The sequence below is a fragment of the Pseudomonas sp. FW305-96 genome (assembly GCF_058783825.1).
Window position 1 is genome coordinate 15,439 of the sequence record NZ_JBYSYW010000006.1, and the last position, 24,403, is coordinate 39,841.

21 protein-coding genes are annotated in these 24,403 nt (G+C 64.5%); 9 read left to right on the forward strand and 12 right to left on the reverse strand.

The annotated features are described in order from the left end of the window. The first annotated feature begins 2 nt into the window (after positions 1–2). The gene (estP, locus tag AC3WL2_RS06270) at positions 3–1,904 is read left to right on the forward strand and encodes an esterase EstP (protein ID WP_102685215.1); all 1,902 of its coding nucleotides are present in this window, start codon (positions 3–5) and stop codon (positions 1,902–1,904) included. 32 nt (positions 1,905–1,936) lie between these two features. On the opposite strand, the gene trpE is transcribed toward estP, so the two are convergent. The 9 genes from trpE to AC3WL2_RS06315 all read right to left on the reverse strand — a co-directional run bounded on the left by trpE (position 1,937) and on the right by AC3WL2_RS06315 (position 12,835). After that, positions 1,937–3,418 carry an anthranilate synthase component I gene (gene trpE / locus AC3WL2_RS06275; RefSeq protein ID WP_102685214.1) on the reverse strand — a complete coding sequence of 494 codons (1,482 nt, stop codon included), beginning with the start codon at positions 3,416–3,418 and terminating at the stop codon, positions 1,937–1,939. Between the two features lie 70 nt (positions 3,419–3,488). Then, entirely contained in the window at positions 3,489–4,307 is an 819-nt protein-coding gene (locus AC3WL2_RS06280; protein ID WP_102685213.1) for a phosphoglycolate phosphatase, read from the reverse strand. Continuing rightward, positions 4,304–4,978: a ribulose-phosphate 3-epimerase gene (gene rpe, locus AC3WL2_RS06285; protein ID WP_102685224.1), complete on the reverse strand. Its 675-nt coding sequence runs from the start codon at positions 4,976–4,978 to the stop codon at positions 4,304–4,306. Before rpe ends, AC3WL2_RS06280 begins: the two co-directional genes overlap by 4 nt. 146 nt (positions 4,979–5,124) lie before the next feature. Further along, positions 5,125–5,952: an ABC transporter permease gene (locus AC3WL2_RS06290; RefSeq protein ID WP_023630658.1), complete on the reverse strand. Its 828-nt coding sequence runs from the start codon at positions 5,950–5,952 to the stop codon at positions 5,125–5,127. Between the two features lie 11 nt (positions 5,953–5,963). Further along, a complete protein-coding gene (locus AC3WL2_RS06295; RefSeq protein WP_102685212.1) occupies positions 5,964–7,211 on the reverse strand; it encodes an ABC transporter permease in 1,248 nt (415 codons plus the stop codon). 126 nt (positions 7,212–7,337) lie between these two features. Then, positions 7,338–8,372 (reverse strand): ABC transporter substrate-binding protein, encoded by a 1,035-nt coding sequence (locus AC3WL2_RS06300; RefSeq protein ID WP_102681939.1) that lies wholly within the window; start codon positions 8,370–8,372, stop codon positions 7,338–7,340. A gap of 40 nt (positions 8,373–8,412) precedes the next feature. Continuing rightward, entirely contained in the window at positions 8,413–9,525 is a 1,113-nt protein-coding gene (locus AC3WL2_RS06305) for an ABC transporter ATP-binding protein (RefSeq protein ID WP_102681938.1), read from the reverse strand. Positions 9,526–9,806: 281 nt separating this feature from the next. Then, positions 9,807–10,439 (reverse strand): response regulator, encoded by a 633-nt coding sequence (locus tag AC3WL2_RS06310; protein ID WP_172670942.1) that lies wholly within the window; start codon positions 10,437–10,439, stop codon positions 9,807–9,809. Beyond that, a complete protein-coding gene (locus AC3WL2_RS06315; protein ID WP_102681936.1) occupies positions 10,433–12,835 on the reverse strand; it encodes a PAS domain-containing sensor histidine kinase in 2,403 nt (800 codons plus the stop codon). Before AC3WL2_RS06315 ends, AC3WL2_RS06310 begins: the two co-directional genes overlap by 7 nt. Before the next feature lie 95 nt (positions 12,836–12,930). Here AC3WL2_RS06315 and AC3WL2_RS06320 point away from each other — a divergent pair, with 95 nt between their 5' ends. Then, positions 12,931–13,935 carry an alpha/beta hydrolase family protein gene (locus AC3WL2_RS06320; protein ID WP_102681935.1) on the forward strand — a complete coding sequence of 335 codons (1,005 nt, stop codon included), beginning with the start codon at positions 12,931–12,933 and terminating at the stop codon, positions 13,933–13,935. Between the two features lie 51 nt (positions 13,936–13,986). On the opposite strand, the gene AC3WL2_RS06325 is transcribed toward AC3WL2_RS06320, so the two are convergent. From AC3WL2_RS06325 to AC3WL2_RS06335, 3 genes are read right to left on the reverse strand one after another with little or no spacing between them, the layout of a single operon-like run. Then, the gene (locus AC3WL2_RS06325) at positions 13,987–14,751 is read right to left on the reverse strand and encodes a TerB family tellurite resistance protein (RefSeq protein WP_102681934.1); all 765 of its coding nucleotides are present in this window, start codon (positions 14,749–14,751) and stop codon (positions 13,987–13,989) included. A gap of 1 nt (position 14,752) precedes the next feature. After that, the gene (gene murU / locus AC3WL2_RS06330) at positions 14,753–15,424 is read right to left on the reverse strand and encodes an N-acetylmuramate alpha-1-phosphate uridylyltransferase MurU (protein ID WP_102681933.1); all 672 of its coding nucleotides are present in this window, start codon (positions 15,422–15,424) and stop codon (positions 14,753–14,755) included. Continuing rightward, the gene (locus AC3WL2_RS06335; RefSeq protein ID WP_102681932.1) at positions 15,421–16,440 is read right to left on the reverse strand and encodes an aminoglycoside phosphotransferase family protein; all 1,020 of its coding nucleotides are present in this window, start codon (positions 16,438–16,440) and stop codon (positions 15,421–15,423) included. Before AC3WL2_RS06335 ends, murU begins: the two co-directional genes overlap by 4 nt. A gap of 132 nt (positions 16,441–16,572) precedes the next feature. Between AC3WL2_RS06335 and AC3WL2_RS06340 the strand changes: the two genes are divergently transcribed. The 7 genes from AC3WL2_RS06340 to glpE all read left to right on the forward strand — a co-directional run bounded on the left by AC3WL2_RS06340 (position 16,573) and on the right by glpE (position 24,204). Further along, the gene (locus tag AC3WL2_RS06340; protein WP_102681931.1) at positions 16,573–19,413 is read left to right on the forward strand and encodes an LPS-assembly protein LptD; all 2,841 of its coding nucleotides are present in this window, start codon (positions 16,573–16,575) and stop codon (positions 19,411–19,413) included. After that, positions 19,394–20,713: a peptidylprolyl isomerase gene (locus AC3WL2_RS06345; RefSeq protein WP_102681930.1), complete on the forward strand. Its 1,320-nt coding sequence runs from the start codon at positions 19,394–19,396 to the stop codon at positions 20,711–20,713. Before AC3WL2_RS06340 ends, AC3WL2_RS06345 begins: the two co-directional genes overlap by 20 nt. Then, entirely contained in the window at positions 20,710–21,699 is a 990-nt protein-coding gene (gene pdxA, locus AC3WL2_RS06350) for a 4-hydroxythreonine-4-phosphate dehydrogenase PdxA (protein ID WP_102681929.1), read from the forward strand. The genes AC3WL2_RS06345 and pdxA overlap by 4 nt, the downstream gene beginning before the upstream one ends. Continuing rightward, on the forward strand, positions 21,696–22,496 hold the full coding sequence (rsmA, locus tag AC3WL2_RS06355; RefSeq protein ID WP_102681928.1) for a 16S rRNA (adenine(1518)-N(6)/adenine(1519)-N(6))-dimethyltransferase RsmA: 801 nt from the start codon (positions 21,696–21,698) through the stop codon (positions 22,494–22,496). Before pdxA ends, rsmA begins: the two co-directional genes overlap by 4 nt. 127 nt (positions 22,497–22,623) lie before the next feature. Then, positions 22,624–23,004 carry a Co2+/Mg2+ efflux protein ApaG gene (apaG, locus tag AC3WL2_RS06360; protein WP_046857379.1) on the forward strand — a complete coding sequence of 127 codons (381 nt, stop codon included), beginning with the start codon at positions 22,624–22,626 and terminating at the stop codon, positions 23,002–23,004. Next, the gene (locus AC3WL2_RS06365) at positions 23,004–23,861 is read left to right on the forward strand and encodes a symmetrical bis(5'-nucleosyl)-tetraphosphatase (RefSeq protein ID WP_102681927.1); all 858 of its coding nucleotides are present in this window, start codon (positions 23,004–23,006) and stop codon (positions 23,859–23,861) included. Before apaG ends, AC3WL2_RS06365 begins: the two co-directional genes overlap by 1 nt. 13 nt (positions 23,862–23,874) lie before the next feature. Next, on the forward strand, positions 23,875–24,204 hold the full coding sequence (gene glpE, locus AC3WL2_RS06370) for a thiosulfate sulfurtransferase GlpE (RefSeq protein WP_046857381.1): 330 nt from the start codon (positions 23,875–23,877) through the stop codon (positions 24,202–24,204). Positions 24,205–24,403 lie beyond the last annotated feature (199 nt).

Here is a 24,403-nt window from a genome sequence, read left to right on the forward strand (position 1 = left end):
GCATGCGCAAGACTCCCTTCCTGTTCTCCGCCCTCGGCATCCTCGCCCTGGCTTGCAGCCAGGCGATGGCCGGCCCCTCCCCTTATTCATCGCTCATCGTCTTTGGCGACAGCCTCAGTGATGCCGGGCAGTTTCCCGACCTGACCGGCGGCACGCCAGGCATGCGTTTCACCAACCGCGATGCCGATGGCAACTACGCGCCCGTCTCGCCGATGATCTTGGGGGGCAGACTGGGCTTTTCGGGAACTGCCCTGGGACCATCGACATCACTCAGCAACCAGCTGCAAGGCACGCCCGACGGCAACAACTGGGCCGTGGGCGGCTATACCACCCAGCAGATCCTCGACTCGATCACCGACACTTCGAAAGCCGTCATCCCGCCCGGGCGCCCTGGCGCGGGGGTGGTCCTGCGCGAGCGTGACGGTTACCTGGCCAACGGCCTGCGCGCCGACCCCAATGCCCTGTACTACCTGACCGGTGGCGGCAACGACTTCCTCCAGGGCCTGGTCAACAGCCCCGCGACCGCAGCCGCAGCAGGTGCCCGCCTGGCGGCCAGCGCCCAGGCGCTGCAACAGGGCGGAGCGCGCTACATCATGGTCTGGCTGCTGCCAGACCTGGGACAGACACCGAACTTCAGCGGCACGCCCCAGCAAGGGCCGCTGTCGCAACTGTCCAGCGTGTTCAACCAGTCGCTGGTCAGCCAGCTCGGGCAGATCGACGCCGAGATCATCCCACTCAACATCCCCACCCTGCTGCAGGAGGCCCTCACCAGCCCCGCCCAGTTCGGCCTGGCCGCCGACCAGAACCTGGTCGGCACCTGCTACAGCGGCGACGGCTGCGTGGGCAACCCGGTCTACGGGCTGAACGGCACTACCCCGGACCCGACCCGGCTGCTGTTCAACGACTCGGTGCACCCGACCATCGCCGGCCAGCAGTTGATCGCCGACTATGCCTATTCGATCCTGGCCGCGCCGTGGGAGCTTACCCTGCTCCCGGAAATCGCCCACGCCAGTATCCGCGCCCACCAGGATGAACTGCGCAACCAGTGGCAGACACCCTGGCAGGCCGTCGGTCAATGGCAGGCCTTCGTCGCCACCGGCGGCCAGGACCTGGACTTCGGCAGCCAGCGCAGCGCCGCCAGTGGTGACGGGCGCGGCTACAACCTGACCCTCGGCGGCAGCTACCGGCTCGACGACGCCTGGCGCGTGGGGCTGGCGGCCGGCGTGTACCGGCAAAAGCTCGAGGCGGGCCAGGATGACTCGGATTACAAGCTCGACAGCTACCTTGCCAGCGCCTTCGCTCAGTTCCGCCAGGATCGCTGGTGGGCTGATGCGGCATTGACCGCCGGTCACCTGGATTACCGCGACCTCAAGCGCACCTTCGCCCTGGGTGTGAACGACCGCAGCGAGAAAGGCGACACCGATGGCGAGGCCTGGGCCGTCACCGGCCGGGTGGGCTACAACCTGGCACCCGATAGCAGCCACTGGCAACTGGCGCCGTTCATCAGTGCCGACTATGCGCGGGTCAAGGTCGATGGCTACGACGAGAAGAGCGGCCGCTCCACGGCGCTCGGTTTCGACGATCAGGAACGTACATCACGCCGGCTCGGAGCCGGCCTGCTGGGTAGCGTGCAACTGCTGCCGACGACAAAGCTGTTTGCCGAGGTGGCCCGCGAGCATGAGTTCGAGGATGACCAGCAGGACCTGCGCATGCACCTGACCAGCCTGCCGGCGAACGACTTCACCCTCACCGGCTATACACCGGACAGCAACCTGACGCGGGCTAGCCTGGGGGTGAGCCATGAACTGGTGCCGGGGGTGAACCTGCGGGGGAACTACAACTGGCGCAAGAGTGATGAGTTGCGCCAGCAGGGCGTGAGCGTGGCATTGAGCCTGGACTTCTGATTTGTCGGGGCCGCGTTGCGGCCCCGATCAACCTACTTGGAGCAGGTCTGCTCGGCCAGCGCCACCGCACGGAACATCGCCCGGCGCTTGTTGATGGTCTCTTCCCATTCCAGCGCCGGCACCGAGTCGGCGACAATGCCGCCGCCGGCCTGCACATGCAGTTCGCCGTCCTTGATCACCGCGGTGCGGATGGCGATGGCGGTATCCATGTTGCCGTTCCAGGCAAAATAACCCACCGCGCCACCGTAGACACCGCGCTTGACCGGCTCGAGCTCGTCGATGATTTCCATCGCGCGAATCTTCGGCGCACCCGACAGGGTGCCGGCCGGCAGGATCGCCCGCAGTGCGTCCATGGCGGTCAGGCCTTCACGCAGTTGGCCGGTGACATTGGACACGATGTGCATGACGTTCGAATAACGCTCGATCACCATCTTCTCGGTCAGGCGAACACTGCCGGTGGCGGACACGCGGCCCACGTCGTTGCGGCCCAGGTCGATAAGCATCAGGTGCTCGGCGATTTCCTTGTCATCCGACAGCAGGTCGTCTTCCAGGGCCCGGTCGGCTTCTTCGGTGGCGCCACGCGGGCGGGTACCGGCGATCGGGCGCACGGTCACCAGGTTGTCTTCGACCCGCACCAGCACTTCCGGCGAGCTGCCCACCACATGGAAGTCGCCGAAATTGAAGAAGTACATGTACGGCGTCGGGTTGAAGCAACGCAGCGCCCGGTAAAGGTCGATGGGCGCGGCCTTGAAGTCGATGGACATGCGCTGGGATGGCACCACCTGCATGCAGTCGCCGGCCAGGATGTATTCCTTGATCCGGCCCACCGCGTTTTCGTAGTCGTCGCGGGTGTAGCTGGAGCGGAACTCGGGTTCGGCTGCCTGTGGCCCGCTCAAGTCCAGGCCGCGGCGTGGGGTGATCGGCTGGCGGAGGGTGTCCAGCAAACCTTGCAGGCGGGCCTGGCCCTGCTCGAACGCTTGTTCTTCGGCGGGATCGACCAGCACGATCGCATGCATCTTGCCGGCCAGGTTGTCGAACACCACCACCGCATCGGAGACCATCAGCAGGATATCCGGCACGCCCAGCGGATCGGGGTTGGGGCTGGCGCCCAGGCGTTTTTCCACATAACGCACGCAGTCGTAGCCGAAGTAACCAACCAGGCCACCATTGAAACGCGGCAAGCCTGGGATGTCAGCGACCTTGTAACGGTCCTTGAACGCCTCGACGAAAGCCAGCGGGTCTTCGACGTCGTGGCTTTCCACCTCGACGCCATCCTGCAGGATGCTCACATGGTAGCCATGCACACGCATGACGGTGCGCGACGGCAGGCCGATCATCGAGTAGCGGCCCCATTTCTCGCCACCTTGCACGGACTCGAGCAGGTAGGAGTTGGGCTGGTCAGCCAGTTTCAGGTAGATCGACAGCGGCGTGTCGAAGTCAGCCAGGGTTTCGCAGGCCAGGGGGATGCGGTTGTAGCCGGCAGCAGCCAGGCGCAGGAATTCTTCGCGGGTCATGTGTAGCCTCGGGGCAAGCAGCAATGGGGTCGGGCAAACGGACGTACCGGCAGGCGCCGGCGGGCGGGAGTCAGGCGCGCCAGCGCCAGCGGGCCAGGGCCTTGATGACTTTCATCCAGAATTTGCCAGTAACCACCACGTCGTTGTCTCTGCTTTGCGGGGCTTGAAGGTCCGCCAACGTTATCCCAGTGTCGGTGACTAAGCAACCGGGCAGCAGCAGGCGCAGGTCGCTGAGCACCAGGCTGGGCGACTCCTCGTCGATGGGGCGGCCATGGTTGTAGCCATAGCTCAGGCCGACGCACTGCACCCCCGCGGCCTTGGCGGCAAGCACATCGCTGCGCGAATCGCCAACGAACAGCGCCTGCTCGGCGCTGACGCCGGCCATTTTCATGACGAACAGCAGTGCTGCCGGATCGGGTTTCTTCTGTGGCAGGGTGTCGCCGCCGATGATCCAGCGGAAGTAGCGCCCGATCTTCATCTGGTCGAGCAAAGGGGCAACGAAACGCTCGGGCTTGTTGGTGATCAGCGCCATTTCCACACCCTGCTTGCGCAACCAGCGCAGGGTGTCGCGCACGCCGGGGTAGACCACGGTGAGTTCATGGTTGTCGGCATAGGCCTCCATGAACAGCGCCAGCGCTTGCTCGGCCAGCGCATCGTCCACCGCGGCGTGATCAATACCGCCGGCCAGGGCCCGGCGCACCAGCACCTGGGCGCCGTTACCCACCCAGTGGCGCACGGCCTCCAGGCCTGCAGGCGGTCGCCCGAGTTTGAGCAGCGTGCGGTCGACGGCTGCGGCCAGGTCGGGTACCGAATCGATCAGGGTGCCATCCAGATCGAACATCACCAGCCTGGGCAGTGTCCCCGGGAACAGCTGCTCGAAGCCGCTCATGCGCGTGCCAGCGCCATTTCGGCACGCATCTTGTCGATGACTTCCTTGTAGTCCGGGGCATTGAAGATTGCCGAGCCGGCGACGAAGGTGTCAGCGCCGGCGGCGGTGATCTCGCGGATGTTGTTGACGTTCACGCCACCGTCGATCTCCAGGCGGATGTCACGACCGCTGGCGTCGATCAGGGCACGGGCTTCGCGCAGCTTGTCGAGGGTGCCGGGGATGAACTTCTGGCCGCCGAAACCTGGGTTGACGCTCATCAGCAGGACCATGTCGATCTTGTCCATCACGTACTTCAGCGCATCCAGGCTGGTAGCCGGGTTGAACACCAGGCCGGCCTTGCAGCCGCCGTCCTTGATCAGTTGCAGGGAACGGTCGATGTGCTGCGTGGCTTCCGGGTGGAAGGTGATGTAGGTGGCGCCGGCCTCGATGAAGTCGCCGATGATGCGGTCGACCGGGCTGACCATCAGGTGCACGTCGATGGGTGCGGTCACGCCGTACTTGCGCAGGGCGCTGCAGACCATCGGGCCGATGGTCAGGTTGGGCACGTAGTGGTTGTCCATGACATCGAAGTGGACGATGTCGGCCCCGGCGGCCAGGACCTTGTCGACGTCCTCGCCCAGGCGGGCGAAGTCGGCGGACAGAATGGAGGGGGCAATAGCGTAGGGCTGCATGGCGCACCTGTTGGGCAGAATCACGGTGGCGCGCATTGTAACTCAGGGAAGCGGATCGGGGCTGATTGGTATCAACGCCGGCGCAGCAGACGGTCGAACGGATGGCGTGGGAGCGGGCTTGCCCCCACGTCACCCGCGTCGAAGATTCAACCTGGCTGCTGGGTCCTCAGTTTCTCACTGCGCCCACGCAACCACTCCAGGGTCAGCAGCAGGATCACCGAGAAGGCGATCAACAAGGTCGCCGCCGCGGCGATGGTCGGGCTCAGGTTTTCGCGGATGCCACTGAACATCTGCCGTGGCAGGGTCGCCTGCTCGGGCCCGGCAAGGAACAGGGTCACCACCACCTCATCGAACGACGTGGCGAAGGCGAACAGCGCGCCGGAGATCACCCCAGGGGCGATCAACGGCAAGGTCACCCGACGGAAGGCCAGCAGAGGCGAGGCCCCAAGGCTCGCCGCCGCGCGCACCAGGTTGTAGTTGAACCCCTGCAGCGTGGCCGACACGGTGATGATCACGAACGGCACACCCAGCACCGCATGCACCAGGATCAGCGAGGTGAAGCTGTTACCCATGCCCAACGGCGCGAAGAACAGGTAGCTGGCCACGCCGATGATCACCACGGGCACCACCATCGGCGAGATTACCAGCGCCATCACCAGCGACTTGCCGGGGAAGTCGCCACGGGTCAGGCCGATGGCCGCAAGGGTGCCGAACACCATGGCCAGCAGCGTGGCTGCCGGGGCAACGATGATGCTGTTCTTCAGGGCGCGCATCCATTCGGCGGAGGCGAAGAAGTCCTGGTACCAGTGCAACGAAAAGCCTTGCAGCGGATAGACCAGGAAGCTCCCGCTGTTGAACGAAAGCGGGATGATCACCAGCACCGGCAACACCAGGAACAGCAGGATCAGGCCGCACAGGATGCGCAGGCTGTAGAACCACACCCGCTCCACGGGCGACATGTAAGGGCTCAGCATGACAAGGCTCCTCAGCTCAGGCGCAGGCGGCTGGCGCCGACCAGCCAGCTATAGATCAGGTACAGCAGCACGGTGGCCAGCAGCAGCAATCCGCCCAGGGCGGTGGCCATGCCCCAGTTGATGCTGGTGTTGGTGTAGAAGGCGACGAAGTAGCTGACCATCTGGTCGTTCGGGCTGCCCAGCAGCGCCGGGGTGATGTAGTAGCCGATGGCGAGGATGAACACCAGCAGGCAGCCAGCGCCGACACCGGCGTAGGTCTGCGGGAAGTACACCCGCCAGAAACTGGCGAACGGATGGCAGCCGAGGGAGATCGCCGCGCGCATGTAGCTGGGCGAGATACCTTTCATCACGCTGTACAGCGGCAGGATCATGAACGGCAACAGGATGTGCACCATGGAGATGTACACGCCGGTACGGTTGAACACCAGCTCCAGCGGCTGATCGATGATGCCCATGGCGATCAGCGCACTGTTGATCAGCCCGCCTGACTGCAACAGCACGATCCAGGCCGCCACCCGCACCAGGATGGAGGTCCAGAACGGCAGCAGCACCAGGATCATCAGCAAGTTGCTCTGCCGGGTCGGCAGGTTGGCCAGCAGGTACGCCAGGGGATAGGCCAGCAACAGGCAGATCACGGTGATCACCACACCCATCCACAGGGTGCGAGCGAAGATGTCCAGGTAGATGGCCTGGTCGGGGGTGGCCTTGGCCAATTCACCCAGGTCGTCGATACGGTGGTCCAGCGCGGCCAGCAGGTAGAACGGCGTGACACTGCTGGTATTGCGACGGATCGCCTGCCAGTAGGCAGGATCGCCCCAACGCTCGTCGAGCGTCTGCAAGGCTTCTTTATAGGAGGCAGGCTCGGCCTTGAACGGCAGCGCCCGCGCGGTCTTGGCCAACAGGCTGCGATAGCCGGCCAACTCCATGTTCAGGCGTTTGGAAAGGTCGCCCAGGGTCTGATTCTTGCGAGACTCGGCCAGGTCCTGACTCAGGGCCTTGTAGACCTCCTCGCCCGGCAGGCTCTTGCCATCCCACTGCGCTACCGCCTCGACGGTGCGCGGCAGGCCGGCGACCACCTCGGGGTTGCCGACGCTCTTGTACAACAGCGCCGCGATCGGCACCAGGAACACCAGCAGGAGAAACAGCGCCAGCGGCGCGATCAACGCCTGGGCCTTCCAGCGGTTGACCCGCTCGGCATGCTTGAGGCGCTGCTTGAGGCTTTTACCCGCGCCTTCGTTGAGGGGCACTGCAATGGCCATGGCGAACTCCGCGATACAGGCTGAAATTGGGGCTGCTGCGCAGCCCATCGCCGGGAAGCCGGCTCCCACAAGTACTGCACAGGTTTTATGGGAGCCGGCTTGCCGGCGATGAAGGCTCCAGATGGTTTACTTCTTCGCCGCCCAGGCGTTGAAGCGTTGCTCCAGCTGTTCGCTGTTGTCGGCCCAGAAGGCCACGTCGATCTGCACCTGGTTGGCGATGTTCTCAGGGGTGGTCGGCATGTCCTTCTTCACCTCGGCCGACAGCAGCTCCACCGCCTTGCTGTTGGCCGGGCCATAGGCGATGTTCTCGGAGTAGGTCTTCTGCTGCTCGGGCTGGACGGTGTAGGCGATGAATTTCTTCGCCTCTTCCACATCCTTGGCACCTTTCGGGATGGCCCAGGCATCGAAGTCGTAGATGCCGCCGTTCCACACCACCTTGAGGTTGCTTTCCTTCTGCACCGCGGCGATACGACCGTTGTAGGCCGAGCTCATGACCACGTCACCCGAGGCCAGGTACTGCGGCGGCTGGGCGCCGGCTTCCCACCACTGGATGCTCGGCTTGAGTTCGTCGAGCTTCTTGAAGGCGCGGTCCTGGCCTTCCTTGGTGGCAAGCACCTTGTACACCTCTTTGGGCGCGACGCCGTCAGCCATCAGGGCGAATTCAAGGGTGTACTTAGCGCCCTTGCGCAGGCCGCGCTTGCCCGGGAATTTCTTGGTATCCCAGAAATCGGCCCAGCTGGCAGGCGCGCTCTTGAGTTTGTCGGCGTTGTAGGCCAGCACCGTGGACCAGACGAAGAAGCCCACGCCGCACGGCTGAATGGCGCCAGGCACGAAGTCGCCTTCATTACCGAACAGTGCGGGATCAAGCTCTTCGAACATGCCTTCATCGCAACCCCGGGCCAACTCCGGCGACTCTACCTCGACCAGGTTCCAGCTGACGCTCTTGGTGTCGACCATGGCTTTGACCTTGGCCATCTCGCCGTTGTACTCACCGGCGACGATCTTGCCCTTGCCCGCCTTTTCCCATGGCTCGTAGAACGCCTTGGTCTGGGCCGCCTTGTTGGCGCCGCCGAAGGAAATCACGGTCAGGTCGGCCGCCATGGCCTGGCCGGCGGCGAACAGGCCAAGGGCCAGGGCGGTCAGTTTCAACTGCTTGCGCATTATTATTCTCTCCACAGTTCAGGGTTGGTGAAGCAAACCATCAATGGGCGTCGGCAATCGGATCGAGCGCGCGGGCGTGCTCCACCTCCCAGCCCAGCGGTACCACGTCGCCCACAGCCAGGGCCGGGTCGAGCTCGGCGATCGGCTGCTTGACGAAGAAATCGGCCTTGCCACAGACCTCCAGGCGCACCCGCACGTGGTCGCCGAGGTAGATGAACTCGGCGACACGACCGGAGAAGCGGTTGACGCAGTTCTCGCTGTGGCCGTTCAGGCGTACCCGCTCGGGGCGGATCGACAGCGTCACCGGGTCACCGGCCTGGCCAACGTTGACCGCCAGCGCATCGACCCGCTCGCCACGGGCCAGTTGCACCTGGCAACGGCTGCCGTCACTGGCCAGCAGGGTGCCGTTGATGCGGTTGTTCTCACCGATGAAGTTGGCGACGAAGGTGTTGCAAGGCTCTTCGTAGAGGGTGCGCGGGTCGGCAATCTGCTGGATCTCGCCCTGGTGGAACACCGCCACCCGGTCGGACATGGTCAGCGCCTCGCCCTGGTCGTGGGTCACGTAGACCACGGTCACGCCCAGGCGCTGGTGGATATGCTTGATCTCCATCTGCATGTGTTCACGCAACTGTTTGTCGAGGGCGCCGAGCGGCTCGTCCATCAGCACCAGCTGTGGCTCGAACACCAGGGCCCGGGCCAGTGCCACGCGCTGCTGCTGGCCACCGGAAAGCTGGCCGGGATAGCGCTTGGCGAAGGCATCCAGCTGGACCATGCCGAGCACGCGCTTGACCCGCTCGCTGACGTCGGTCTTGCTGAGGTTGCGCACGGTCAGCGGGAAAGCCAGGTTCTCGGCCACGGTCATGTGCGGGAACAGTGCGTAATTCTGGAACACCATGCCGATATCGCGCTTGTGCGGCGGCACATTGTTGATCGAGCGCCCGGCCAGCTGGATCTCACCGGCGGTGGGGGTCTCGAAACCTGCCAGCATCATCAGGCTGGTGGTCTTGCCCGAACCGGAAGGGCCGAGCAGGGTCAGGAACTCGCCCTTGCGGATGTCCAGGTTGAGGTCCTTGACGATCAGCGATTCGCCGTCGTAGCTCTTCTGCACACCTCGGAAGCTGACCAGCGTCTCGTTCGAATTCGCCTCGCTCATGCCCTGCACCTTCTTGTTGGAATGACTGCGTAGGCAAAAGCGTAGAAGACGCGCAAAGCCCCGGAAATCGGGGGCGCTGAGAGAATGCCATCATCCGGATGGAAGACTTGTTGTAGGGATCGCCCTACAAGGATGGCGTTTTCAGGTAACTCGAGCTTTGCAGGAGCGGCTTTAGCCGCGAGCACCCGCGAAGCGGGTGTCGGAGACAGCGGCGCTTGCATCGCGGCTAAAGCCGCTCCTACGGTGAGATCGCGTAAAAGCCATTGTCGTAACCAGAACACTCACACCAACTTGTGCTCCATGGCGTATTTCACCAGCTCCGCCAGCGAGTTGACCTTGAGCTTCTGCATCAGCCGCGCCTTGTGGGTGCTGATGGTCTTGCTCGACAGCGCCAGCTGCAGGGCGATGTCGTTGACGTTGGCGCCCTGGGCCAGGCGCTCGAACACCGAGAATTCGCGCTCCGACAGCAGCGTGTGCAGCGGCCGGGTTTCGGTCAGGCCCACTTCGAACACCATGCGGTCGGCCAGGGCCGGGTCGATGTAGCGCCCTCCCCCCGCCACCCGGCGGATGGCCGTGAGCAACAGCGCCGGGTCGCTGTCCTTGGTCGCATAGCCCGCCGCACCGGCCTTGAGCGCCCGCGCCGCCATCTGCGCCTCGTCATGCATCGACAGCATCAGGATCGCTGGCGGATTGTTCAGCGCGCGGATCCGCGGGATCGCCTCCAGGCCATTCACCCCAGGCATGGAGATATCCAGCAGCACCACCTCGCAGGGCGTGTGGCGCAGGGTCTCCAGCAACTGCTCGCCATTGCCCGCCTCGCCTGCCACCTGCATGTCCTTGGCCAGGCCGATCAATTGCTTGATGCCTTCCCGGACGATGGTGTGGTCTTCCGCCACCAGCACTCGAATCACGATTGTTTCTCCTGCGTCAAAGGAATCGCCACGCTCAGGCTGGTGCCCTCGCCCGGCTCGCTGTCTAGGCTCATGCTGCCACCGTGCATCAGCACCCGCTCACGCACACCCACCAGGCCGAACGAAGTCGGCCGTGCCGCCTCCATGGCAAACCCCACGCCGTCGTCTATCACGGTCATGCGCAACTGCCCGGCCTCGTGAACCAGCTCGATCTGCACCGTGTGCGCCTGGGCATGGCGCATGACGTTGGTCAGCGCCTCCTGCAAGATACGGAACAGGCCGATGGCCTTGGCATCGCTCAAGGGGGGCAGATTGTCCGGTACCTGCACCAGGCAGGGGATCTGTGTGCGCGCCTCGAAACGCCGCGCCTGCCACTCGATGGCCGAGGCGATGCCAGCGTCGAGGATCGGCGGGCGCAGGGCTGTTGCCACGTCGCGTACCAGCTGGAACAACTGGGCGATCAGGCGCTTCATGCTGGCCAGGCGCTCGTTGAGGGCGGGGTCCAGCTCGGCGAACGCCAGCTCGCACATCGACACTTCAAGCTTGAGCACCGTGAGCATCTGCCCCAGTTCGTCGTGCACTTCGCGGGCAATCCGCGCCTTCTCCTCTTCGCGCACGCTTTCCAGGTGCGCCGACAACTCGCGCAATTGCTCCTGGGACCCGGCCAACGCCAGCTCGGCCTGCTTGCCCTGGGTGATGTCCCAGACCACGCCGTCCCACACCATGCGCCCATCGGCCAGGCGGCGGGTGGTCGCCTTGATGTCGGCCCAGCGCTGCTCGCCCTGGCGGGTGAGGATACGCCCCTGCCAGGACCAGTCCTGATCGCTGGCCAAGGCCAGGTCCTGGACCCGATGGTAGTCGGCGCGATCCTCCGGGTGGACCAGGTTGCGCAGCCCCATCTGCGGGTGCTGGATCGCCGCCGGGGTGTAGCCGACCAGCGCCTCGCTGCCTTCGCTGATGTAGGGAAATTCCGGGTCGCCTTCGGCCGGATCGCGCTCCAGGCGAAACACCAGCCCCGGCACGTTGCCAGCGATCCCCTTGAGCCGCGCCTCGCTTTCGCGCAGCGCGGCCAGGTCGCGCCGGCGCTCGGTGACGTCGGCGAGGAACACCACCAGGTACTCGGCATCGCGAAAACGCAGGAACGACAGCGACAACTCGACCGGGAACAGGCTGCCGTCGGCGCGCCGACACTGGCTTTCGAATTGCTGCTCGCCGCCATCCCCGGTACGGGCACGCTTCCACAGTTCCAGCCAGCGATCCATCTTCAGGTTCGGCTCGATAACGACCAGCGGCAGCTCCAGCAGCGCCCCCTCGGCAAAGCCCAGCATGCGCTCGGCGGCATGGTTGGCGTAGCGCACATGACTGTCCCAGTTGACCCAGAGGATGCCCACCGTGCTCTGGTCGATGGAAAACTGACTCAGGCGCAAAGCCTCCTCACGCACCTGGCGCTCGACCAGGCTCTCCCGGGCCGCCAGCAACCCGCGCTCCAGGCTGCGCTGCTGACGACGCTGCCAGGCCAGGGTGGCCAAGGCGCACAGCAGCAACAGGCCGAACAGCAAGGCCAGGTTCTGCCAGAACCCGGCGGATTCGGAGAACCGTGGATACCTTGGCTGCAACCAGCGCTGGTGCATCTGTTCCAGGGTCTTGGCCGGCAGGGCCTGCAAGGCACGTTCGAGAATATCGGCCAGCACTGGCCAATCGCGCCGTGAGCCGACCCGCAGCAACTGCGGCAGACCGATATCACCCACCACCGCGAGGTCGGCAAACTCGCCTTCGCGCGACAGCCGGCTAAGCTGCGCCTCGTCCAGCACGGCGAAGCTGGCCTGCCCAGCCAACACCAACTGCAGGGCCTCGCGCTCGTCGGGTACACCCTGCAGGTTCAGATTGCCGTAGTTGCCGCGCAGGTAATCCGCCAAGGTACCGGGCATGCGTACCGCCACGCGGTCATTGGCGTTCAGTTTTTCCAGCTCCACGGCTACCACGCCGCTGCGCATCCCTACCACCAATTGCGGCACACGCATGTAAGGGTCACTGAACAGCCACAGCCGCAGGCTGGTCGGCGTTTGCATAAGGCCTGGGGCGAAATCGATCTCGCCCGCCTGCAAGGCATGCTCAAGGGCGGCCTGGTCGGCAAAGCCGCGCCAGGTCAAATCCAGGCCCAACGCCTGGGACAAGGCGCCGACCAGTTCGACGTTGGCCCCGTAGAACTGCTGCAGGCGCCGGTCGAACTGGGCATAGGGCGCCTGCAGTACCAGGCCGACGCGCAAGCCGCTGTGTTCGTCCAACCATTGCTGCTGGGCTGGATCCAGCATCACGGCAGGCGGCGCCTGCGGCTTGGCCAGGGCGATCAAGGGTAGACACAACCAGCCGATAACCCACAGGCAACGCACTCGCTTCATCTCTACGCTCGTCTTGGCAATGACGGCCACCTGGCGTGGCCGTCGCGGGCAAATACCATTAGGCTGCCGGTATGATTCTGGCCTTGGATTGATCGATGTTCACACTTTATCGCACGACGCTGGCAATGTTCTGCCTGGCTTCGGCCCTGCCGTTCGCGGCTCAGGCCGACGACGCCGAGAAACCCGAAGCGCCCGCCGAGGCGGCCGCGTCCGCTCCCGCTCCGCGCCCACCGCTGCTCGAGCGCAGCCAGGACGATGCCATGGCCCTCGAGCGCCAGGTACCCAAGGCCGAACAACAGACCTTGCAGGCCAATGGTGAAAACTTCCTGGCGCTTTGGAAGCCTGCCAACGACAGCGATCCACAAGGCGCGGTGATCATTGTCCCGGGCGCGGGCGAAAGTGCCGACTGGCCCACCACCGTCGGCCCGCTGCGTCGAGGTTTCCCCGATGTCGGCTGGAGCACCCTGAGCCTGAGCATGCCCGACCTGCTGGCCGAGCGCCCACAGGCGCGGGTCGAGGCCAAGCCTGCGGCCGAACCGAAAAAGCAGGAAGGCGAGTCGGCTCCGGCCAAGGACACGCCCGCCGATGCCAACGCCAACGTTGCCCAGGCGACCGCGCCGGAGGCGGACACCGCAGAGAGCACCGATGCGGTCGAAGCCGACGAACACACCAGCGAGGAGGACGCCGAGCGTATCTTTGCCCGCCTCGACGCCGCCGTGGCCTACGCCCAGCAGCAGAAAGCGCGCAGCATCGTGCTACTGGGCAACGGCAGTGGCGCGTATTGGGCCGCGCGGTACCTCAGCGAGAAACAGCCGCCTCAGGTGCAGAAACTGGTGATGGTCGCCGCGCAGACACCCGCGCGGGTTGAACATGACCTGCTGAGCCTGACCCCGACGCTGAAGGTACCCACCGCCGACCTCTACTATGTCACCCGCACAGCGGATCGGCAGTCGGCCCAGCAGCGCCTGCAGGCCAGCAAGCGGCAGAAGGACAGCCAGTACCGCCAGGTGTCGCTGATGGCCATACCTGGCAACAAAGCGGCGGAACAGGAGCAACTGTTGCGCCGGGTGCGCGGCTGGTTGACGCAGAAGGAAGAGTAACAACAGCCGCTCCTGCCACCTCGGCAGGAGCGGGCTTGCCCGCCGGTGTACTTACAGCCCCCGCCGCTTGCGGATCATGGCATAGGCCTGATGCAACTCACGGGTAAGCTCGGTCGCCTCGCGCACCTTCGCTTCGCTGGCGCCACTGCCCACCAGCTTGTCCGGATGGTGCCGGCTGAGCAGGCGCCGATAGGCCTGTTTGACCTTGTCGGCCTCGGTGTCCGGCTCTACCCCCAGCAATCTCAGCGCCGCCGCATAGGTCATGACGCCGCCTTCGATCGAAGAACGTCGCGGCTCATAATCTAGCGACAAGGCCTGCACCTGGTTGCGACTGAGCCCCAACTGCTGCCCCCAGCCGAGCAACAGGTCACGCTCCTGGCGCCCGGCCTTGCCGTCGGCCCAGACCATGCGCCAACAGGCACGCAAGGTGCCTTCGGCGCCGTGGGGCTGCATCTTTATGCGGCGCAGGTAGTGCCCCAGGCGCTCCTTGCCCGCCTTGCCCCGGTTGAACGCGGCTATCGCACGCATCCGCGCAGGCTCCGCCAGGTCCAGGCGGGTCATTTCCTGGCGCGCCTGCTGGATATGCCCTTCGCCTACCCGGCCATCGCTCTTGGCCAGCCGCCCGAGCAGGACGAACAGCAACTCTTCGTCACGTAGTGCCGGACGCCCGCCCAGGCGCTCGCGCACGTCCTCCCAACCCTGCAGCCGCAGGCGCCGATCCATGGCCTGTCCCAGCAGCGCCCCCAGCAACGCACCGGGGATGCTGGCCACGGCGAAACCAGCACCGGCACCAATCACTGTGCTCGGCCACCACATATCAGGCACGCTCCCCGATCAGGCGCTCTACATCGGCCAGACGCTCGAGGGTGCCGACATCGATCCAGTGCCCGCCATAGTGCTCGCCGCTCACCCGCCCTTCGGCCATGGCGCTGCGCAACAGGGGAGCCAATTTGAATGCACCGGGCTGGCAACCTGCGAACAGCGCCGGGTCCAGCACCGAGATACCACTGAAAGTCAGCGTTCCCGGGGCGTCATCGCCATCGCTCACCTGCCCGTCCGCCAGGCGGAAGTCGCCACGGCCGTGGTGGCCGGGGTTGTCCACCAGCACCAGATGCGCCAGGCCGTGCAACGGCGCATTCAGGCCGGCGAAGTCGTAGTCGGTCCAGACATCGCCGTTGACCAGGATGAACGGCGCATCACCCAGCAGCGACAGCGCCTTGAAGATCCCACCACCGGTCTCCAGCGGCTCGCCCTCCGGCGAATAGCTGATCACCAGGCCGAAGCGGCTGCCATCGCCCAGGTGATCCTCGATCTGCTGGCCAAGCCACGCATGGTTGATGACCACCTCGCGAATACCGGCACTGGCCAGCGCCTCGAGGTGGTACTCGATCAACGGCTTGCCGGCGGCTCGCACCAGCGGCTTGGGCGTGTGCAGGGTCAGCGGGCGCATGCGCTCGCCCTTGCCTGCCGCCAGGATCATCGCCTTCATGAACGCGCCCCGGCATGCAGTTCGGCAATCAGCTGGCCCAGCTCGGCCAACTCAGGCCGGCGGCTGATCACTTCATCTATATAAGCAAAGAACCGCGGCACGTCGGCCAGGTAGCGTGGCTTGCCGTCGCGGTGGCAGATGCGCGCGAAGATACCGATCACCTTGAGGTGGCGTTGCACCCCCATCAGGTCGCTGGCTCGCTGGAAGGCATCGAAGTCCGCCTGTACCGGAATCCCGGCGGCCTGCGCCTTGTGCCAGTAATCACGCAGCCAGCCCTCGACGCGGGCCTGGGGCCAGCTGAGGAAGGCGTCCTTGAACAGGCAGGTGATGTCGTAGGTGACCGGGCCGTAGACCGCGTCCTGGAAATCCAGCACGCCTGGATTGGGCGCGCTGTGCATCAGGTTGCGCGGCATGTAGTCGCGGTGCACCAGCACCTTGGGCTGGGCCAGGGCACTGTCGATCAGCAGCTGGCTGAGCCGCTGCCAGGTGGCCTGCTGCGCGTCGCTGAAGCTCAGGCCAAGCGCGCGGCCCACGTACCACTCGGGGAACAGCTCGACCTCACGGCGCAGCAGGGCGACATCGTAGCTGGGCAGTGGTGCGTCCATCGGCAAGCGCTGGAACGCCAGCAGCGCATCGATGGCGTCGGCGAACAGGGCATCGGCATTGCCCTGATCAATGATGTCCAGGTATGTCTGCCGGCCCAGATCCCCCAGCAGCAGGAAACCGCGCTCCAGGTCCTGGGCATGGATGACCGGCACGTTCACGCCCGCCGTGGCCAGCAGATGGTCGATGTCGACGAACGGGCGGCAGTTCTCCTGGGGCGGCGGCGCATCCATGATCACGAAGCTGTGCCCGGCGCCCTCCCAGCGGAAGTAGCGGCGGAAACTCGCATCGCTGCTGGCGGCGGTCAGGCTGCCGGCGGGCACTTCGCCCCAGGCATTGGTACGGAAGAGGTTCTCCAGCTGCCCGGCAAGCCAGGCGGTCAGTTGTTGCAGGCGTACATCGTGATCGGGCATTACAAGGGTTCTCCGACGGCCCTAGCCGTCAAGCGGGTCATGCTTTATTATCCAGCATCTTTTTCAGACCATCGAGAGGCGTGCGGCCCCCACACGCGGGCAGATGGCACGCAGGAAGCCCGGACTAATAAGATGGCATTGAAATCCCCCGCGTTTCGTAGAAAGTTTCCGTTGCTCGTGACTGGCGGTTTGCTGGCCCTGCAACCCCTGGCCACGTCGTACGTGGTGGCGGCCGAGCAGTTCGACTGCCAAGTGTCCGCTTCCGGTGGCTGGGACTGCAAGCCCAAGACCGCTGCCAACTTGCCTCCGCGCCCGGTACACCCGGGCGCTGCCGCGGCCAGCACGGGTGCCGAGGCACCTGGCGAAGTCGCCGCGACCGAGGCCGACAAGCCGATGCTGGTCACCGAGGCCAAGGGCCGCGGCCTGAAGTCGCGCAGCGAAGACTACAGCCATCTGGACTGGGTCCCGCGCGAGAAGCTCACTGCCGCGCAACTGGCCGAGACCGGCCCGTACTGCGGCGGCGCCTACATCGAGCCGACCCGCCCGGGCATGAACGACTCCACGCCCAAGGACGAGTCGCCGACCTACATCAACGCCAAGGTCTCCAAGTACCAGCAGGAGCAGCAGATTGCCACCCTCGCCGGTGACGTGGTCATGCGCCAGGGCAGCATGCAGGCCGAGGCCGACGAGGCCAACCTGTACCAGGCCGAAAACCGCGGCGAGCTCAAGGGCAACGTCAAGATCCGCGACAACGGCTCGCTGGTGGTTGGCGACGAGGCGCAGATCCAGCTCGATACCGGCGAGGCCCGGGTCGACAACGCCGAATACGTGATGCACAAGTCGCACATCCGCGGCAACGCGCTGTACGCCAAACGTGCGGAAAACGCCATCATCCGCCTCAAGGACGGTACCTATACCACCTGTGAGCCGGGCAGCAACGCATGGCAGCTCAAGGGCAACAACATCACCCTGAACCCGGCCACCGGTTTCGGCACCGCGACCAACGTGACGCTGCGGGTCAAGGATTTCCCGGTGTTCTACACACCGTACATCTATTTCCCGATCGACGACCGTCGCCAGTCCGGCTTCCTGCCGCCATCGTTCAGTTCCAGCAGCGATACCGGCTTCATGCTGGTCACGCCGTACTACTTCAACCTGGCGCCTAACTACGATGCCACGTTGTACCCGCGCTACATGGCCAAGCGCGGCATGTTGATGGAAGGCGAGTTCCGCTACCTGACCAAGTCCAGCGAAGGGCAGTTCGGCGGTGGATTCCTGAACGATCAGGACGACGACCGCGAGAAGCAGACGGACTACAAGAAAGACCGCTGGATGGTCAACTGGCAGCACAAGGGCGGTCTGGACGAGCGCCTGATGGCCGAAGTGGACTACACCGATATCAGTGATCCGTTCTACTTCCAGGATCTGGAGACCGATCAGATTGGTGTGCAGAGCCGTGATTACATCAACCAGCGTGGCACGCTCACTTATCGTGGCGATAACTACACTGCTGGCTTGAATCTGCACGCCTATGAATTGGCAACGATTTCGCAGATCACCCCGTATGACCGTCTACCGCAGCTGACCCTCAACGGCATGCTGCCCTTCCATCCGGGCGGCGTGGACGTCGGTTACGAAGCCGAAGCGGTACGCTTTGATCGGGATCTGAAGAATGATCTAGTGTTCGACAAGGACGGTAACCCTGATGAAACTGCCGGTGTCGAACTTGACCCCATTACCGGCGCTGTCCTCGGAGGACGCCGCCTGGATCAGAACGTCTTCGGCGTAGCCCGCTCCAACGGCAATCGCCTTAACGTCGCGCCATCGATCAGCCTGCCGCTCGAAGCCAGCTATGGCTACATTACGCCCAAGCTGAAGTACGTCTACACGCACTACGACCTCGACCTCGACAGCAAGGGTAAGAAAGACCTCGCCGACAATCCGGGCATGGTTGGCGTATACGGCGACTTCAAGAGCAATCAGAACCGCGATATCCCGGTGTTCAGCGTCGACAGTGGCCTGTACTTCGATCGCAATACCCAGCTGTTCGGGACGAACTACCGCCAGACCCTCGAGCCACGGCTGTTCTACCTCTACGTACCGTACAAGGATCAAACCGACATCCCGCTGTTTGACTCCGGCGAGAGCACCTTCAACTACTCGTCGCTGTTCCGCGACAACCGTTTCAGCGGCATCGACCGCATCGGCGACGAGAACAAGCTGTCGCTGGGCGTGACCAACCGCTGGATCGAAGAGAACGGGTTCCAGCGCCAGCGTTTCAGCATCGGCCAGGCGCTGTACTTCAAAGATCGCAAGGTCCAGCTTCCAGGCATCGACTACCGCACCCGAGTGGACAGCAAATCGGATGTCTCGCCGTATGCGCTCGAATACGAATACGCCTTCAACCGCGACTGGCGCTTCAATTCGGACTACAACTGGGACCCGGACACCCACAGCCCTCGCTCGGGCAGTGCGATGTTCCACTACCAGCCCGAGGACAACCCGAACAAGGTGGTTAACCTCGGTTACCGCTATCGCAACGACCTGATCACTTACGACTCGCAGACCGGCAACTGGAAGGTCGGTGGTGGTGACTACGGTACGCCAGGCACGCCGGGCTATATCAAGGACTACTACAAGATCCAGCAGCACGACTTCTCGGTCATCTGGCCGATCGTGCCGCAATGGAGCGTCATTGCACGCTGGCAGCATGACTACAACCGCAATCGCACGCTGGAAGCGATGGGCGGCTTCGAGTACGACAACTGCTGCTGGAAACTGCGCCTGATCAACCGTTACTGGATGGACTACGACGACTTCAGCCAGGCCATCCCGAACAACGAGAAGGGCGACCACGGCATCTTCCTGCAGATCGTGCTCAAAGGGCTCGGTGGTGTAGTCGGCAACAAGGTCGAATCGTTCCTGGACCAAGGCATTCAAGGTTACCGTACCCGTGAAGAGCAAGCTTATTGATCGTCTGCGCCCACTGATGCTGGGCGCCGCAATGCTGAGTGGCGCGGTGCATGCCGCGGTACAACCCATCGACCGCATCGTGGCCACCGTCGACAACGACGTGGTCATGCAGAGCCAGCTGGACCAGCGCGTTCGCGAAGTGCAGCAGACCATCGCCAAGCGTGGCGGCGGCGTACCACCCACCAGCGCGTTGGAACAGCAAGTGCTGGAACGCCTGATCGTCGAGAACCTGCAACTTCAGATCGGCGAGCGCTCAGGCATCCGCATCACCGACGAAGAGCTGAACCAGGCCGTCGGCACCATTGCCCAGCGCAATGGCATGTCGCTGGAGCAGTTCCGCGCCGCCCTGGCCCATGACGGCCTGTCGTACGACGATGCCCGCGAGCAGATCAAGCGCGAGATGGTCATCAGCCGTGTGCGTCAGCGCCGCGTTGCCGAGCGCATTCAGGTCTCCGAGCAGGAAGTGAAGAACTTCCTCAACTCGGACCTGGGCAAGATGCAGATGTCCGAAGAGTACCGCCTGGCCAACATCCTCATTCCGACCCCGGAAGGTGCCAACTCGGAGGCCATCCAGGCCGCCGCGCGCCAGGTAGGCGATGTCTACCAGCAGCTCAAGCAAGGCGCGGACTTCGGCCAGATGGCCATCGCTCGCTCGCGCAGTGAAAACGCCCTGGAAGGCGGTGAGATGGGCTGGCGCCAGGCAGGCCAGCTACCACCAGACTTCGCCAAGATGCTCAGCAGCATGGCGGTCGGCGACATCACCCAGCCGATCCGCATTCCCAACGGCTTCATCATCCTCAAGCTGGAAGAGAAGCGCGGCGGGAGCCAGAGCGTGCTGCGCGACGAAGTGCACGTACGCCACATCCTGATCAAACCGAGCGAGATCCGCAGCGAAGCCGCCACCGAGCAACTGGCCGAGCGCCTGTACGACCGGATCCAGAACGGTGAAAACTTCGCCGAGCTGGCGAAGAGCTTCTCGGAAGACCCGGGTTCGGCGCTCAACGGCGGCGATCTCAACTGGGTCGACCCGAACAGCCTGGTACCTGAGTTCCGTGAGCAGATGGCCAACGCCGAGCAAGGCGTGGTGACCAAGCCCTTCAAAACCCAGTACGGCTGGCATGTGCTGGAAGTGCTGGGCCGCCGCGCCACCGACAGCACCGAACAGGCTCGCGAGCAGCAGGCCATGAACGTCCTGCGCAACCGCAAGTACGACGAAGAGCTGCAGAACTGGCTGCGCCAGATCCGCGACGAAGCCTACGTTGAAATCAAGCTGCCTGGCGCCGACCAGGTCGCCCAGTGAAACCCCTGCGCTTCGCCGTCACCCCCGGCGAGCCAGCCGGCATCGGTCCCGACCTGTGCCTGCTGCTCGCCGCCGAGGTCCAGCCCCACCCCCTGATCGCCATCACCAGCCGTGACCTGCTCGCCGAGCGGGCCACGCAGCTGGGCCTGGACGTCAAGCTGATCACGGTTGAGCCGAGCGCCTGGCCAGAGCAACCCGCTCCCGCCGGCAGCCTGTATGTCTGGGATACCGCCCTGGCCCACCCGGTGACAGCCGGGCAGCTGGACAAGGCCAACGCCGCATTCGTCCTGGAAACCCTGACCCGTGCCGGGCAAGGCTGCCTGGACGGACACTTCGCCGGGATGATCACCGCGCCGGTGCACAAGGGCGTGATCAACGAAAGCGGTATCGCCTTCTCCGGGCATACCGAATTCCTCGCTGACCTCACCCACACCACACAAGTGGTAATGATGCTGGCCACCCATGGGCTGCGCGTGGCACTGGTGACCACTCACCTGCCCCTGCGGGACATCGCCGAGGCCATCACCGGCGACCGCCTGGAGCGCGTCACCCGCATCCTGCATGCGGACATGCGCGACAAGTTCGGCATTGCCAACCCTCGCATCCTGGTCTGCGGGCTCAACCCGCATGCCGGAGAAGGCGGCCACCTGGGCCGTGAAGAAATCGACATCATCGAGCCGGCGCTGCAGCGCCTGCGTGCCGAAGGCATGGACCTGCGCGGTCCGCTGCCGGCCGATACCCTGTTTACCCCCAAATATCTGGAGCACTGCGACGCGGTGCTGGCGATGTACCACGACCAAGGCCTTCCCGTGCTCAAGTACAAGGGCTTCGGCGCCGCGGTCAATGTGACGCTGGGCCTGCCGATCATCCGCACCTCGGTCGACCACGGCACCGCCCTGGACCTGGCCGGCACCGGTCGAGTCGACACCGGCAGCCTGCGCGTCGCCCTGCAAACCGCCTACCAGATGGCCGAGAACCGACCATGACCGAGCACTACCAACACCGGGCGCGCAAGCGCTTCGGCCAGAACTTCCTGCATGACGCCGGAATCATCGACCGCATCCTGCGGGCGATCAACGCCAAGGCCGGCGAACACCTGCTGGAAATCGGCCCGGGCCAGGGCGCCCTGACCGAGGGCCTGCTGGGCAGTGGCGCTCAGCTGGACGTGGTCGAGCTGGACAAGGACCTGGTGCCGATCCTGCAACACAAGTTCGCCGGGCGCGGTAATTTCCGCCTGCACCAGGGTGATGCCCTGAAGTTCGACTTCAATCAGCTGGGCGTGCCGGAGCGCAGCCTCAAGGTGGTGGGCAACCTGCCCTACAACATCTCCACGCCGCTGATCTTCCACCTCCTGGCCCATGCCAACCTGATCCGCGACATGCATTTCATGCTGCAGAAGGAAGTGGTCGAACGCATGGCCGCGGGCCCTGGCGGCGGCGACTGGGGCCGCCTGTCGATCATGGTGCAGTACCACTGCCGCGTGGAGCACCTGTTCAACGTCGGCCCGGGCGCCTTCAACCCGCCACCAAAGGTGGACTCGGCGATCGTGCGGCTGGTGCCCCACGAGACCCTGCCGCATCCGGCTAAAAATCCAAAGCTGCTGGAACACGTGGTACGCGAAGCCTTCAACCAGCGTCGCAAGACCCTGCGCAACACCCTCAAGGGCCTGCTCGACAGCCAGGCCATCGAGGCCGCTGGCGTGGATGGCAGCCTGCGCCCCGAGCAGCTCGACCTGGCCGCCTTCGTGCGCCTGGCCGACAAGCTGGCCGAACAGCAGGCCTGACCAGGCCTGCGCAGGACAAGCCCGTCCCACCGTGGGAATGGGCTTGCTTGCGCTCAGGCATGACTGGCCTCCACCCCCGCCAATGGCCTAGACTGCATTATTGCGTCAGTTCGCCCAAGGCCCTTGCATGTCCGACCCCCGCTACCAGATCGACGTCAGCGTCGTGACCCGCTACCTCAAAGAACAATCCGATCCCGAAAGCAGCCGTTTCGCCTTCGCCTACACCATCACCGTGCAGAACAACGGTACGGTCAAGGCCAAGCTGATGTCCCGCCACTGGCTGATCACCAACGGTGACGGCGAAGTCGAGGAAGTGCGCGGCGCCGGCGTGATCGGCCAGCAGCCGCTGATCGAGCCCGGCCAGAGCCACACCTACAGCAGCGGCGCCGTGATCAGCACCCGCGTCGGCACCATGCAGGGCAGCTATCAGATGTTCGCCGAAGACGGCAAACGCTTCGATGCCCAGATCGCCCCGTTTCGCCTGGCCGTGCCCGGGGCGCTGCACTGATGGCCACCTATGCCGTCGGGGACCTGCAAGGCTGTCTGCAACCACTCAAGTGCCTGCTCGAACGCGTACGCTTCGACCCGGCCGTCGATCGCCTGTGGCTGGTGGGCGACCTGGTCAACCGTGGCCCAGAGTCCCTCGAGACCTTGCGTTATCTCTACTCGATCCGCCATGCGCTGGTCTGCGTGCTGGGCAACCATGACCTGCACCTGCTGGCCGCCTGGCACAATGTCGAGCGCCTGAAGAAAAGCGACACCCTGCGCGAAGTCATCGAAGCCCCGGACGCCGACCAGCTGTTCGACTGGCTCCGCCAGCAGAAACTGCTGCACTACGACGAAGCCCGCGGCATCGCCATGGCCCATGCCGGCATCCCACCGCAGTGGACCCTGGGCAAGGCGTTGGAGCTGGCCGCGGAGGTCGAGGAAGTGCTGCGCGACGACAGTCGCCTGAAACTGTATCTGGACGGCATGTACGGCAATGAGCCGAACAAGTGGAGCAAGGATCTGGCCGGCGTCGAACGCCTGCGAGTGATCACCAACTACTTCACCCGCATGCGCTTCTGCACCGCCGCCGGCAAGCTCGACCTCAAGACCAAGGAAGGCGCCGACAGCGCGCCCAAAGGCTATAAACCATGGTTCGCTCACCCGGACCGCCGCTCGCGCCATGTGAAGATCATCTTCGGTCACTGGGCCGCCCTCGAAGGCCGGGTCGACGCCCCCGGTGTGATTGCCCTGGATACCGGCTGTGTCTGGGGGGGCGCGATGACCCTGTACAATGTCGACAGCGGCGAATTCCACCGCTGCGACTGCACCCGCGAAGGCACCCCTCGCCCGCCGGCATCACCCAACGATCAGCCATGAAGGAACCGCACCCATGAGCGAATTCAAGCGTATCTCCCCAGAACAAGCCCTCGCCCTGCGTGCCGAAGGTGCGATCGTTGTCGATATCCGCGACCCACAGGCGTTCGCCGCCGGCCATATCGCCGGCGCCACTCATCTGGATAATCACTCGGTAGCCGACTTCATCCGCAGCGCCGACCTGGACGCGCCTACACTGGTAGTCTGCTACCACGGCAATTCCAGCCAGAGTGCCGCCGCCTACCTGGTCGGCCAGGGCTTCTCCAACGTCTACAGCATCGATGGTGGCTTCGAACTGTGGCGTAACACCTACCCGGCGGAAACCGCCCAGGGCAGCGCCGAATAATTTTTTCATTTTTCCTGCAGCCCGCGCTTGGCGCGGGCTAGCGCCCGACCTGACGAACGGTCGTAGGCGTCTTCTCCGCTCCCCGCCCTTGACCTCTCGTATAACCAACTATCCTTAAGCCCAGGCCATCCAAAAAAGGGGAGAGCCGGTACACCGGCGTGCGGGTCATCGGTAGCGTTACAGGGTGTTCTGGGGGGTA

Coding starts and splice junctions, on each gene's coding strand:
- AC3WL2_RS06280 (WP_102685213.1), bottom strand. CDS start 4,307: ATGAGCGGCTTCGAGCAGCTGTTCCCGGGGACACTGCCCAGGCTGGTG.
- AC3WL2_RS06315 (WP_102681936.1), bottom strand. CDS start 12,835: ATGAAGCGAGTGCGTTGCCTGTGGGTTATCGGCTGGTTGTGTCTACCC.
- AC3WL2_RS06365 (WP_102681927.1), top strand. CDS start 23,004: ATGGCCACCTATGCCGTCGGGGACCTGCAAGGCTGTCTGCAACCACTC.
- AC3WL2_RS06320 (WP_102681935.1), top strand. CDS start 12,931: ATGTTCACACTTTATCGCACGACGCTGGCAATGTTCTGCCTGGCTTCG.
- AC3WL2_RS06300 (WP_102681939.1), bottom strand. CDS start 8,372: ATGCGCAAGCAGTTGAAACTGACCGCCCTGGCCCTTGGCCTGTTCGCC.
- apaG (WP_046857379.1), top strand. CDS start 22,624: ATGTCCGACCCCCGCTACCAGATCGACGTCAGCGTCGTGACCCGCTAC.
- estP (WP_102685215.1), top strand. CDS start 3: ATGCGCAAGACTCCCTTCCTGTTCTCCGCCCTCGGCATCCTCGCCCTG.
- rpe (WP_102685224.1), bottom strand. CDS start 4,978: ATGCAGCCCTACGCTATTGCCCCCTCCATTCTGTCCGCCGACTTCGCC.
- rsmA (WP_102681928.1), top strand. CDS start 21,696: ATGACCGAGCACTACCAACACCGGGCGCGCAAGCGCTTCGGCCAGAAC.
- glpE (WP_046857381.1), top strand. CDS start 23,875: ATGAGCGAATTCAAGCGTATCTCCCCAGAACAAGCCCTCGCCCTGCGT.
- trpE (WP_102685214.1), bottom strand. CDS start 3,418: ATGACCCGCGAAGAATTCCTGCGCCTGGCTGCTGCCGGCTACAACCGC.
- AC3WL2_RS06290 (WP_023630658.1), bottom strand. CDS start 5,952: ATGCTGAGCCCTTACATGTCGCCCGTGGAGCGGGTGTGGTTCTACAGC.
- AC3WL2_RS06325 (WP_102681934.1), bottom strand. CDS start 14,751: ATGTGGTGGCCGAGCACAGTGATTGGTGCCGGTGCTGGTTTCGCCGTG.
- murU (WP_102681933.1), bottom strand. CDS start 15,424: ATGAAGGCGATGATCCTGGCGGCAGGCAAGGGCGAGCGCATGCGCCCG.
- AC3WL2_RS06305 (WP_102681938.1), bottom strand. CDS start 9,525: ATGAGCGAGGCGAATTCGAACGAGACGCTGGTCAGCTTCCGAGGTGTG.
- AC3WL2_RS06340 (WP_102681931.1), top strand. CDS start 16,573: ATGGCATTGAAATCCCCCGCGTTTCGTAGAAAGTTTCCGTTGCTCGTG.
- AC3WL2_RS06335 (WP_102681932.1), bottom strand. CDS start 16,440: ATGCCCGATCACGATGTACGCCTGCAACAACTGACCGCCTGGCTTGCC.
- AC3WL2_RS06295 (WP_102685212.1), bottom strand. CDS start 7,211: ATGGCCATTGCAGTGCCCCTCAACGAAGGCGCGGGTAAAAGCCTCAAG.